The sequence below is a fragment of the Rubripirellula obstinata genome (assembly GCF_001642955.1).
GTDB classification, from domain to species: domain Bacteria; phylum Planctomycetota; class Planctomycetia; order Pirellulales; family Pirellulaceae; genus Rubripirellula; species Rubripirellula obstinata.
Genome location: NZ_LWSK01000004.1, coordinates 69,732 through 82,334, shown reverse-complemented (window position 1 = coordinate 82,334; position 12,603 = coordinate 69,732). Strand labels below are relative to the sequence as shown.

9 protein-coding genes are annotated in these 12,603 nt (G+C 53.0%); 4 read left to right on the top strand and 5 right to left on the bottom strand.

Annotated elements, in window-relative coordinates:
• Positions 1–90: 90 nt before the first annotated feature.
• The 3 genes from RC85_RS02455 to RC85_RS02445 all read right to left on the bottom strand — a co-directional run bounded on the left by RC85_RS02455 (position 91) and on the right by RC85_RS02445 (position 4,083).
• Positions 91–1,074 (bottom strand): GDP-mannose 4,6-dehydratase, encoded by a 984-nt coding sequence (locus RC85_RS02455; protein ID WP_068258305.1) that lies wholly within the window; start codon positions 1,072–1,074, stop codon positions 91–93.
• 115 nt (positions 1,075–1,189) lie between these two features.
• The gene (gene nusG / locus RC85_RS02450) at positions 1,190–1,912 is read right to left on the bottom strand and encodes a transcription termination/antitermination protein NusG (RefSeq protein WP_238383083.1); all 723 of its coding nucleotides are present in this window, start codon (positions 1,910–1,912) and stop codon (positions 1,190–1,192) included.
• Positions 1,913–2,424: 512 nt separating this feature from the next.
• Positions 2,425–4,083: a glycosyltransferase family 4 protein gene (locus tag RC85_RS02445; protein WP_068258303.1), complete on the bottom strand. Its 1,659-nt coding sequence runs from the start codon at positions 4,081–4,083 to the stop codon at positions 2,425–2,427.
• A gap of 587 nt (positions 4,084–4,670) precedes the next feature.
• On the opposite strand from RC85_RS02445, the gene RC85_RS02440 reads away from it, so the two are divergent.
• The 4 genes from RC85_RS02440 to RC85_RS02430 all read left to right on the top strand — a co-directional run bounded on the left by RC85_RS02440 (position 4,671) and on the right by RC85_RS02430 (position 9,140).
• Positions 4,671–5,753: a hypothetical protein gene (locus RC85_RS02440; protein WP_068258301.1), complete on the top strand. Its 1,083-nt coding sequence runs from the start codon at positions 4,671–4,673 to the stop codon at positions 5,751–5,753.
• A 161-nt stretch (positions 5,754–5,914) separates the two neighbouring features.
• Positions 5,915–7,279, top strand: a complete 1,365-nt coding sequence (locus RC85_RS02435) for a polysaccharide biosynthesis/export family protein (RefSeq protein ID WP_068258380.1) — start codon at positions 5,915–5,917, stop codon at positions 7,277–7,279.
• A 209-nt stretch (positions 7,280–7,488) separates the two neighbouring features.
• Positions 7,489–7,638: a hypothetical protein gene (locus tag RC85_RS26570; RefSeq protein WP_157593862.1), complete on the top strand. Its 150-nt coding sequence runs from the start codon at positions 7,489–7,491 to the stop codon at positions 7,636–7,638.
• A gap of 68 nt (positions 7,639–7,706) precedes the next feature.
• Complete coding sequence (locus tag RC85_RS02430; RefSeq protein ID WP_068258299.1) at positions 7,707–9,140, top strand: DUF6513 domain-containing protein; 1,434 nt, start codon at positions 7,707–7,709, stop codon at positions 9,138–9,140.
• A gap of 1,544 nt (positions 9,141–10,684) precedes the next feature.
• On the opposite strand, the gene RC85_RS02425 is transcribed toward RC85_RS02430, so the two are convergent.
• Both RC85_RS02425 and RC85_RS02420 read right to left on the bottom strand, forming a co-directional pair.
• On the bottom strand, positions 10,685–11,443 hold the full coding sequence (locus RC85_RS02425; protein ID WP_068258297.1) for a sulfite exporter TauE/SafE family protein: 759 nt from the start codon (positions 11,441–11,443) through the stop codon (positions 10,685–10,687).
• Positions 11,440–12,492, bottom strand: coding sequence for an ABC transporter ATP-binding protein (locus tag RC85_RS02420; RefSeq protein ID WP_068258295.1), 1,053 nt, complete (start codon positions 12,490–12,492; stop codon positions 11,440–11,442). Before RC85_RS02420 ends, RC85_RS02425 begins: the two co-directional genes overlap by 4 nt.
• Positions 12,493–12,603 lie beyond the last annotated feature (111 nt).

Genomic DNA, 12,603 nt, shown 5'->3' with positions numbered 1-12,603 from the left:
CCACGCCGAACAAGATCCCTCGCTTACGCGTTCGGGTTGAGAAAACCGGAAAGTTATTTCAGGACACTTCCTTATTTATTAACTAAGTCACTAGCTGTGTTTTAGTTCATTTAGGTCTGCTTGGACCATGACTTCAACGAGTTTTGTGAAGTCGATGGTGGGTTTCCAGCCTAGTTTTTGATGTGCCTTGCTCGCATCACCAACCAATTGGCTGACTTCGGCCGGCCGAATGAATCGTGGGTCGGCTTGGTAATGGTCTTTCCAGTTCAGTCCGACGCTCTGGAAAGCGGCGGACAGAAATTCTTCGACACTGTGGCTGATGCCGGTGGCGATGACAAAGTCTTCGGCGACTGAGTGTTGTAGGCTTCGCCACATCGCGTCCACGTAGTCCGGTGCGTATCCCCAGTCGCGGGTGCCATCGAGTGAGCCCATTTGCAATGTTTGCTCCAGGCCCAACGAGATCGCTGCGGCCGCGCGTGTAATCTTTCGCGTCACAAACGATTCTCCTCGCCGCGGCGATTCGTGGTTGTAGCAGATCGCGTTGACGGCGAAAAAATCAAATGATTCGCGATACAACCGCGTCATGTTGGTTCCAAAGGTTTTGGCGACACCATAAGGCGTCATCGGCCGCATCGGTGTGTCTTCGTTTTGAGGAGCAAAGGTCGGGCTGCCAAAAATTTCACTGCTGCTGATGTGAAGAAACTTTGGTCGCTTCTCGAGATCTCTAAGTATCTCCAGCAGTTTCAGCGTCCCCATTGCTGTGAACTGACAAGTTGATTCGGGAACCTGAAAACTAATTCCGACATGGCTTTGCCCAGCCAAGTGATAAAGCTCATCGGGCTTGGTTTGGACTAGCAGCCGACGGATCGTGGTGACGTCATCTAGGTCTGCGTAATGCAAGAACAGACGCTTGCCGTAGATTTCTTTGTCGCGAAAGAGTTCGTCGATCCGCGATCGTATTGTGGAACTGCTGCGCCGAACCAGTCCATGGACTGAATAGCCTTTGGACAGTAACAGCTCGGTTAGGTAAGAGCCGTCTTGACCCGTGATTCCGGTAATGAATGCGGTTGGCAAGGTGATTAGCGATTAGCGATTAGCGATTAGCGATTAGCGATTAGCGATTAGCGATTAGGTGTTGCGGTTTTTGCGTAGCTCGTTATTTCAATCGCTAACAGCTAACAGCTAACATTCAAATCTTTTCGAGTTGGCAGTCATCGAGTTTGACACTGACGCCTTGTTCCATGAATCGGACGCAAACGAGCAAGCGTGTTTCTTGCATTCTTTGGACGACGGTTCCTTCATAGCCAGCGAAGGCTCCATTTTTGACTCTTACTAGCTGGCCAGGTTTTAGGCGGCTTTCTACCGACAGCGGCACGTCCATCTGAATCAGTCTTTGAATCTGCCTTAAATCCTTCACCAGCTCTTCGGAATCTTCGATTTGGGCGATTTGCATGATGCAGCCGGTGCAGGTCGCTTGGTAGCGAGTTTCGTCGTCACCGCAGATGAAAACGTAACTAATGAAGAGTGGTTGGTAGGTGATTCGAACGCGTCCGGCGGGCGACCGCCGGCGTTTAACGATCTGTGGTGCATAGTGGTCGATGTTCAACTCACGCAGACGTCGCATCAACTGCTTTTCCTGACGGCTGCGTGTGTAGGCCAACCACCAGGGACGCAGCTCGGTCGCCGGAATCTCCAGCAGGTCCGCGGGATGGCAATCAGGTTCGGCGGGGAGAATCGGCAAGAGGTTGTCGTTGGGGCTGATTGCGTAGCGAAAGCGGCAGAAATGAAACTTGCCGAAGGTTTTGAGACGACCAAAGAAGTGAACTCTTGTTAAGTTCCCTGGTTCGCGTCTGCAGTGTTTCGCAGAGTCTAGCAATATGTGGTTCTGATCGAAACTTGGGATGACAGCCACGCAGGGCAATTCACTTTTTGAAGCCGGGACATTTCTTGTGAGCCGCTGGCGGTAACGCCTCGGGCTTTACGCAGGCCCGGCCGCTTAGGAACTGTCCTGAAACAATTTCCGTACCTGGCGAAATCTCTCGTAGCTGGGCCCGCCAGGGTTCAGTCGTGTACAGCTCAAATCGTTTAACCGCGTTGGGCATCGCCCCGCGCGTCGTGCGGCCCGCAGTGCGCGGGGTGAGTCCACGGCGGGGGGCCGCCATGCTACTTTTCGCCCCGCGCGTCGTGCGGCCCGCAGTGCGCGGGGCGATGCCGACGCGGTTAAACAAGTTAGAAACTCTTCACGGCGTTGGGCACTGCCCAATGGCGCTTGCTTCAGCCCCGGATGGGGCGTCAGCTCGGTGCCGTGGGTCTCTTGACCCACGGAATTAAACGCAGCAAAAACCGAGGCCCCGGCAGGGGCGAAAGCGAGCAGGTTTTGGCTTGATGGAATTCGATGCCACGAACATGCTTTGGGACAAATCCTCAGGACGTTGTGCTGGCCGAAAACGATTCTGATCCTTCGAGCGATTCTTGCGTGGGAGCCGCTGCAGGTTTTTGAGTCCCGTAGTGATCGCTCTGCGAATCGGCCAAGCGTTTTTCAATCGCTTGCTGTTCAAGTGACGCGACAATGCCGTCCACCTGAACACCCATTTCGGCTAGGTGATCTACTAAGTCGCTGAAGCGATCGTAAACGCCGCTGTGATCGGCGGGCGCGACGATTTCTAAACGACCAATCAATATCTGATTCGGTTCGACTGGACCAACGGGAAGCTGGGCGTTCTCGTTCTGCGCGGAGTTCGGATCGATCTTGGCTTGGGTAAAAAGTGGTAGGCAGATTTTTAGCTGGGAAGCTTTCTCGGGCAGTCGAGCGCTTTGCCAATTGGCGTGATAGCCTTCGTGTAGCCAAGGAAGGCTTAAGTCAATTTTCACTCGAGCCATGTCGTGCGATTTTGCAAAATCAACGAGTGGTTCCCAGATCGTTTCCCATGCACCCGCGCCCTGCATCAAGATTCCACTCTGATACTTCTTTGATTTAATGCTGGCGGGCGTGATCGCAAATGAACTCGCGAAGTGAGAGGCTTTGCCGAGTAGCAAACGGAATTCTGCGTGCCCGAATGTGCGGGTGGCAACCAGAAGTCCAACAACGGTCATAACACCCACGATGGGTAGCAGCGGCAGTGAAATTTTGATCGACAGAACCGAAAGTGTTGTCGTGACGAAACAAAGTGCAGCAACGATCAACAGCATTTTTTTGCGACCATACTTTTGCTGCATCAGGTGGTGCAGGTGTCCGCGGTCGGTCTGATAAATGCTTCGGCCGGTAAGCCAACGCCGCATGATCGCAGCGAAGGAGTCGAACAGCGGGAGTGCAAAAATTGCGATTGGGGCAGTGGCAAGGACGGTTGGTTCTTTGAGTCGAGTCCAAATCGCGAGGACGCCCAGGAACAACCCAATCATCATGCTGCCCGCGTCACCCAGATAGATGGTTGCCGGCGGTTTGTTGAACATCAAGAAACCGGCCATCGCACCCGCAAGAGCGAACGCCACGATCGGCGCGAAACCGCCGCCACCAGCGGTCATCGAACTGGCGATACCAAGCCCCAAGCATATGATGATTCCGACAGTGGTTGCCATGCCGTCGGCACCATCGATCAGGTTCAGTGCATTGATCGCAAGCAGTAACCAAAGCATGGTGACGGGGAATGCAAAAATGCCGAGCGGTAAGTCGTAGCCGAAAAGTCCAATCTGCTCGATCACGGTTCCGCTGCCGACCAACATGGCAACGATCAAGATTTGTGCGAGCAGCTTTTGTCGGCCGCGAAGATTCCAAATGTCGTCTGCCAAACCAACCAGCAGCAAGGCACCGGCTGAACCAAACAGCAGATACCAGGGGCTTCGGTTGTATCCAAGCTGGAATCCGAAAAAGGCTCGGTCGATCAAGATCGTTCCAACGAACGCAATGATCATCGCCGCGAAGACAGCGACTCCACCGCCCAGGGCCACCGGCATCGTCTGCAATTTTCGTTGTTGGTCAGGGCGATCGATCGCTCCCAATGTTCGGGCAGCTTTACGGACCAGTGGAACCAGCAGCAGCGAACAGGCGAGCGACATCGTGATGCAAATTGCGATCAACCAAACCATCTTGTCACTTCAATTAGTAGGGAAATGCAGCGGAATTTATGAGGTAATTGTCGGAACAAAAAGTGGCATAGGCTTCTAGCCTGTGGCTCATCTAGACACAGGTTAGAAGCCTATGCCACTTTAAAATGTCGCCATCGGATCACTCATTTCGTCTCCTGTCGCTCGTAGCTACGTTAGACGCTGAGCTGCGATTGGCAAGCACGCCACACCATGGTGGGGCTCCACCGCTGGGGTGTCGTTCCTCAACTGCGTGCGACGATCGAATCAGTATAAAGGGTCGAAAGACGGGCTGAATGAGAAACTGGTCCAACCCGGTTATTTTCCTAAAAGCTGTGCGGACTCTGACGACATTTCCGTTGGATCTGTCGCGATTTCACGTGTGAACTGCGTAATCGTTACCGCCGGAATCACCGTGTTTTTCGTTGCTGCTGGCATTTTCCGCGTTTTTGGCTCATCCGGCCATAACGAAACGGCGATAAGTAATCCAGAGCAAAGTGCTATTGATGGCACAGACCTCACAACGTGCATGGGTTAACGCTCAAGCAATTTTAAAACCGGATGCAGCCACTAAGCCAAGGGGGGCCACAATGGCGATTCGTTCCAACGACGCTCGACGTGCGTCTACAAAGAACCAAAGCGATCCAGTTGATCCAATCTGTTGCGGTATCTCTGATCATTCAGAAGCTACCCCACAGGGCAGTCAACGAAACGCTTCTCAAACCAACAGTCTGACCCGCTTGCATCAAGATGATGCAGGCTCAAGCAGCGGCAAGTCCGTTGCCGGTCGGCGTCACCGTGCCCGCCGCTGGCTTTCCTGTGCTCTCAGCGCAGGGGCTCTCGGGTTGTTTTTGTCCGGGGTTCCCGGATGCACGACAACTTCGGGAATGATGGGTGCCATTGGTGATGGGCACTGCATCGACGAGTTCATGGTTAACTATCGCAATCGTGCGATGGCCCAAAAGGCTTGGCATTGTCAGAAGCATCAGTTCTGTAACCAGCACTCCAAAGAGTTCAGAGCCGGATTTACCGACGGCTTTATGGAGGTCGCAGGTGGTGGAAACGGTTGCGTTCCAGCAATCGCTCCCAAGGAGTACTGGGGTTGGCGTTACCAATCGGCTCAAGGCCAAGGTGCTGTGAATTCCTGGTTTGAAGGATACCCGATGGGTGTCAAAGCTGCGGAACAAGCTGGCGTTGGGAATTGGGGTCAGGTCACTACGGCCGGCTACCACAACCAAAATGCACAACAAACGCCTGCTGCTGGCGTTGCCAATCCCTTCTATGGACCTGCCGCTGGTGCGGGCCAGGTCATCGATGGTGGTGCGATTCAAGAACCAGGCGTCATGCCTGCCTTAGAAGCACCAGCAACGGATTCAGGACCAGTCGAGACGGGACCTGCAGGTGCGATTGAGGACATCATCGATTTGGATTTTGATTCGGCGTCCACAAACGCAACGCCGCAAGGTTCGGACTTCGATGAAGAGTCGATCTTTGGTGCTGCGAATCCAGTCGGTTCATCGAGCGATGCAAGGATTGCTGGGCTAGATGATTCCGCCAGCGGCAGCGGTGTCCGCGTTGATGTTGACGAAGTTTTTGGCTCCGCTGATCGAGAGATTTCCTCGGGCCAAGTCAATTCATCGATCGGCGACTCAATGCCATTTAGCTTCGAGTAAGAAACATTTTGGAACACGTATCTCCATCGTGTTGTTTTGGAGTCGTGTTTTTAACCATCCATCGTTTTAGCGAGTTGGGTGTCGTCTTGAACTTGTTGGTTCATGTGGCACCAGTGCTGAAGCGGCTATTGAAAAGTAAGATCCACCAAGAGAGTTCAGGGATGAATATTCAACTTCCAACTGTCGAGCGAATCGTCCAGCGGTTGCGCTCGGCCTCGACCGCAGTTGCCGTCGGCGTGATGGCGACAACCCTTGGTGGATGCGCGTCGTTGACGCAGCCCATTGAAGGTGTTCCAGCAGATCGTTTACCGCCTCAGTTTTTTGCTGAGCCGAAGAACGATTTGATTCCAGTCGATATCTCGCTGTTATCGATCGAACCACCACGCGACTATCAGCTTTCGGGCGGCGATATCCTCGGTGTTTATGTTGAAGGTGTTTTGCCCTTCAACCCGCCGAACCAACCGCCTGAACCGCCACCGGTCAACTTCCCGCAAGACCAAAGTACCTTGCCGCCATCGATCGGTTATCCAATCGCGATTCAAGATGACGGGACGTTGGCACTTCCGCTGATCGAACCGCTTGATGTTGATGGTTTGACTTTGGAGCAAGTTCGCGATGCGATTCGTGACAAGTACATCGACGAAGACATTCTGCGTCCTGAAAAGGCTCGTCCGATTGTGACGATCATTAGAGAGCGGACCTACGATGTGATTGTTGTTCGCGAAGATGGTGGAAACGCAGGCAATCAAGGTCTTCTCAACCAAAACCTTGGTGCTCAGTTCCTGACCGGTAGTAGCGACCGTAGTGCTTCCGGTGGACTGGTAAAGCTTCCGGCTTACCAGAACGACGTGCTTCACGCCTTGGTTGAAACCGGGGGACTCCCTGGTTTGAATGCCAAGAACGAAGTGCAGGTCTTGCGTGCCAGCCAAGCTGATCAACGCATGCGGGCTCAGTTCATGCAACAGTGGTTCGCTCAGCAGCAAGCCGCAGCACTGGATCCTTGCGTTTGTGCACCACCGATGCCAGAAGATCCATCGATCTTGCGAATTCCATTGCGTCTAAAACCGGGCGTCGTTCCAAACATCACCGAAGAACAGATCACACTTAAGGATGGCGACATCGTCTACATCGAATCGCGTGAGACTGAAGTGTACTACACCGGTGGTTTGCTCAACGGTGGTGAATTCCCGCTACCTCGTGACTTTGACTTGGATGTTTTGGGTGCGATCGCTATCGCTGGCCGACCTGTTGGCGGCAACGCACAGCAATTCGGGCAGGCACTTGGCGGCGGCGTACAAGGTGTTCCACCAGGACTGCTTTACATCCTCCGCAAAGACGGATGTGGCGGGCAGGTTGCGATCGAGATCGACCTGACCGATGCGATCAACGACCCGCGTAAACGACCATTCGTACAGGCTGGTGACACACTGATCTTGCAATACAAGTGCGAAGAGCAAGCGGTCAACTTTGGATTGCGAACCTTCTTCACCTTTGGTGTCGCTGAGATCTTCCGACAAGCTCGCTAAAGTCTCAGTCACCCAGACGGTTTAACGACTAATGTGAGCCGCGACGCGTAAGCGGCCGGGCCTACCACACTTGGCCCGAGGCCCGACGGCCAGCGGCTCATCATTAACTTCGGCACAACCCCACGGCAATCGAAAGATGCCGTGGGGTTTTTTCGATTGGGATCAGCGCATAAAAAAACGAGAGATCCCGGCCACGAAGTTTGTCGGGGATGACCACGACAAGCATCGACGAATCTCTCGTTTACGAAACCTTAGAGTTTCTGTTGCAAGCGTCAAGAGCGATTGGGCGTCAAGCGGTTCAAATTGAATCGTGTTCGCATCGCAAAGATTTGCTGCTGCGAACCATGTGTCTTCTTTGACAGCGTCTTCGACTATGTTGGTTTCAAGTCGCCCGAGTTCTCGGTAAGCGAAGTTGCGTTCGCGTGAAATGAAACCTAGTCCAATGAAATACAGCATCGATCCCAAACCTAGTCATCACTATTATTTTGTGACCGGGCGGCTAGCGGAACACTCTTTGCGAGACATCGTTGAAGGCCTCGCAAGTCAATACGGTTTCGGCTTCTCGATCGGTGTCATGCCAATCACCGTTGCTGCATTGATGACCCCTGGGTGGCTAAAACGGCACCTTGATGTCCCGACCGAAGCCACGCATGTGATCTTGCCCGGCTACTGCAGCCATGGAATCGATTTACTAACCAAAGACTACAAAATACCGGTGATTTGCGGTCCAAACGATTGCCGATGGTTGCCGGAATTGTTTGGTAAGGAACGCGACGAACCAGATTTAAGTCAGTACGAAATTGACATCATCGCAGAGATCAATCACGCGCCGCGAATCTCAATCAACGACGTTCAATCGATCGCCATGCGATACCGCGACGACGGTGCGAATGTCATTGATTTCGGTTGCGATCCAACTTCGCGTTGCTTGTCGATTGGTGATTACGTTGCCGCGTTGGTTGATCAGGGGCTATGCGTTTCAGTCGATACGTTTGATGCTTGGGAAGCCAAGGTTGCGGCGGATAAAGGAGCGTCGTTGGTCTTGTCCGTCAATTCAACCAACCGTGAAGCGGCGGTTGATTGGGGATGCGAAGTGGTCGTGGTTCCGGACACACCTGGGGATCAAAAAAGTTTTGAAAAAACAATTGAATTTTTAGAAACTGCGCGAGTTCCAATGCGGTTGGATCCGATTTTAGAACCGATCGGTGCTGGCTTCACTGAAAGCTTGATACGTTACGCCGAGGTGCGAAAACAGTTTCCTGATCATGCAATGATGATGGGCATCGGGAACTTAACGGAGCTAACCGACGTTGATTCTGCGGGCATCAATTTTTTGTTGCTGGCGATCTGTCAGGAACTTTCGATTGAAAGTGCGTTGACAACCCAGGTGATCAATTGGGCGCGTTCGAGTGTTCGCGAGTGCGATGTTGCTCGGCGAATGGTTTCCTACAGTCTGCGCAATCGTGTCCCGCCAAAAAGGCTGTCCGATCAATTGGTGATGCTCCGCGATCCAAAGTTACGACCGTACACCGACCAAGCGTTGGCTGAACTTGCAAACACGATCAAGGACAACAACTATCGGCTGTTCGCTCAAGGTGATTTGATCCACTTGGTGTCGGCAGGGATTCACTTGTTCGGCGACGATCCGTTCGAGTTGTTTGACCGATTGCTTAACGAGCAAAAGGTGGACAATGTTGACGCTTCCCATGCGTTCTATCTCGGTTACGAAATGGCGAAGGCATCGATCGCGATGACGCTCGGCAAACAGTACAACCAGGATCAAGCATTGGATTGGGGAATGTTAACGCAGGAAGAAGATCTGCACCGAATCAAACGAACCAGTCGCCATCGCGGCGGCTAAGTTGTGCAATCTGTGGAAGTAGGCCGTGCGGGAGCTACGCGACACACGGCGACCTCCGCAACGCCGTATTTCGCGAAGCTCAGATGTGCCGGCAAACGCAACCTGCTGGTGGTAAAACCTCAGGCTAGCGCAGTGTATTTGGCGAAATCTTTCGTAACCGGACCCGCCAGGGTTCAGTCAGGTACAACTCAATGCCGTGAAGGGTTTCTAAATTGTTTAACCGCGTAGGCATCGCCCCGCGCGCTGCGGGGCAGCATGACGCGCGGGGCGATGCCCACGCGGCTAAACGACCTAACACGTGTTTCCCCGAACCAAAACTCTTCACGACGTCGCGATCTACCCCGAACGACCGTGACGCCCCTACATCAAAACAACTCAAACTCCCATTCGGTACCTAACACCCTTTTTCATCTAAACCGCTAATAAAACGCTAATAAAACGCTAATCAAAACAGCTACAGATTTACTTAAGATCCCGTCCAAGACTCTTATTAGCGTCCTGTTAGCGAAAATTTGCGGTTCGACTCGATGGACCAAACCACACTCACTACCAACAATTTCCCGACCTATTCCTCGCACGACCACAACCGCATCACTCAACATTTGCAACCCACAAATTTCCACACCCGATTTTCAAGCACTGTTTCTTCAGACCAGAAATCAACCACGGAGTCACAGAGAACCACAGAGCCAAAACACTCAAAAACACCAAGCACCTTCTCTGTGTTCCTCTGTGCCTCTGTGGTAGCCCTACATCATTTTTCTGCCAACAATTTTTTGCCAATCTCGTCCCACCGTGCATGATCTGATCACTCCCATAAACCCAATTCTCAAGCACCACATCAGACAAACGAGTCAAGGCAAAGCTTGAGATACTAAACCGCTAATGGACGCTAATAAAACGCTAATCAAAACAGCTACAGATTTACTTAAGATCCCATCCAAGACTCTTATTAGCGTCCTGTTAGCGTCAATGAGCGGTTTCAATTGTGGCAAAACGATGGAAGGGCAAAACGATACCAAGTACGACTCAACATCGTCTTGCCCATTCCCCAACTCCTTTGCGTCCCCGCGTCTCTTGCGACTCTGCGTCAACTTCTTTCCAACACACAATCCAATTCAAAGCCGTGAAGGGCATCAAACTGTTTAACCGCGTGGGCATCGCCCCGCGCGTTCGGGCAGTACGACGCGCGGGGAGATGCCCAACGCGGCTAAACGAACTAGCACGTGTTTTTACGACCAAAACTCTTCACGGCGTCGGGTACAACTCCTGATGGACTGAACCCTGGCGGCCCAGCTACGAGAAGACTGGGATTAGTTATTTCGGGACAATTCGTAAGCTGGACGCTCGCTCACGTGCCCGAGGCTCATTTAGATCAACAGGTCGTCACCTTCCCCGCAGTCCATCTTTCGCCTTTCGGGCTTTCCAAAAGCGCAGCTTCAAAACTTTCGCGTTCGGTTTACCTTTAGCAACTTTCATTTTCAATTTGCACTCTTGTCGGGCACGTCGGCTCAACACGGCCGTGGCACTCACGACGGTGCGACCTACCTCATCCAAGGTGCCGCCAAGCCGGCGATTCCGGTCATAAGCAGCAAGCCGAGCGTGACGATTCGCAATCGTTTTCGGCCGAGCCATGATCCTACTTTCAGTCCCAGGTGCGTTGCGATCCAAAGTAGCGGAATGCTGCAGGTTGCGATCACTGCCGGGGCAAGCAAGCGATTGCCAAAAGCGAGCCACAGTATCAAGATCGCAGGAACGATGCTGATCAGGTACATCGCAAACAAGAACCCGCGACTTTGTCGGGTGTTCCAGTCGTGTGCTTGGACCCAAAACACCATTACCGGGCCGCCCATTCCCACCATCCCTTGCACCATCCCGGAAATCGGAAACGTCACCCAGCTCCATAGCGGATGAATCGATGGCCGTGGCGTCGGGCGAATCAAAATGGTCGCAAGCGTCGCCGCCAAAATAAATCCACCGACGATTTGTCGCAGCGTTTCACTGGGCAGTGATTCCATGCGTGCGAGCACCCAGATCCCGAGTGGGAAGAACGCGACACGGGCAAGCCCAGGGATCGCAAGTTGCCTGACGGAAATGTCGCTCCGCAGTGCCCATACGCCGTACAGGTTTTGCGGGATCGTTGCGATCAGCAATGCGACCTGTGCTGCGGGAATGGAATAGCCAAACCACATCAACAGCGGCACGATCAACATCCCACCCGCAAACCCGGCGGCGGCCTGTACAAAGATGCCAAGACAAAGGATCACCGCAATGGTTGCGTAGTCGATTAACAATTCGCTCACTGCGAAGCCACCGATCGGATCGCTAACCCTGTTTCCGCATCGAAGAACATAATGTCTTCTGCATCAGCGTCGAATCTGGAGGTGTCTAAATGGTTGCTGTGGTGCTGGACAACACCTCGCACGATCACGTTAGCTGAGCTGGCACTCAGCAGTGGTTTCGATGACTGGCTCGCCGTCGCCTGAAAACACTCCGGTGCAAAACTTTCCGGTCGAACGCCAACTAAAGTTTTTGCGGGCAGCATCGGGAAACGATTCAGGAAAGCTGACCAGTCACCCTGCGCTTTGACATCGGGTTGATCGAAACGCAAAGAGTCGTCGTCAATCGCGGCTTGAAACCAGTTGATCGGTGAGATTGCAATACGATTGGCAACGTGTACTGAGTTTGGTTGGCTGGAAATAATCTCCGGCGAATCGTATTGCAGCAAACCGCCTTGGTGCATGACGGCGATTTTGTCGGCCATCCGCATGGCTTCGCCGGCGTCATGCGTGACATGGATTGTCGTCCCGCCAATCGTTTGATGAACTTGCATTAAGTCTCGTTCCAACCTTGAACTTGTCGTGGAATCGATCGCCGAAAGGGGTTCGTCAAACAGTCGAATTGGTGGATCGCCAGCGATGGCTTTGGCGATCGCGACGCGGCGTAATTCGCCACCACTTAATTGGTGTGGGAATCGGTCTAGCAGGTTCCCAACGCCCACCATCTCGATCGCGTGACTAGCTGATGAGCCTGATGGTGGGGAGTTCTCAGTCGATCCAAATTCAATGTTCTGCGCCGCGTTTAGGTGCGGATAGAGCGTCGTGCCCTGCATCATCATTCCCACCGACCGACGCCGTGGTGGAATTCCGTCCATGCACTCCCCGCCCAGAAAAATCGAACCACTGCTGGGTTTCAGTAGCCCCGCAATGACTCGCAGTGCGGTTGTTTTTCCGCAGCCGTTCTCGCCTAGCAGAGCCACGTAGTCACCGGATTCGATATCCAAACACAGGTCATTAAGAGCAGGGAAATCGCCAAATCGATGCTGGATATGACGAAGCTGGACGGATGCCATAAACTAAAGTGTATTAAAGGTTATAGAAAATTCTGATTTCGGAACTTCATCCTAGCGATGTAGATCGGAAGGTGTAGGCCGGAAGATGTAGACTGGAACAAGCGAAACGCA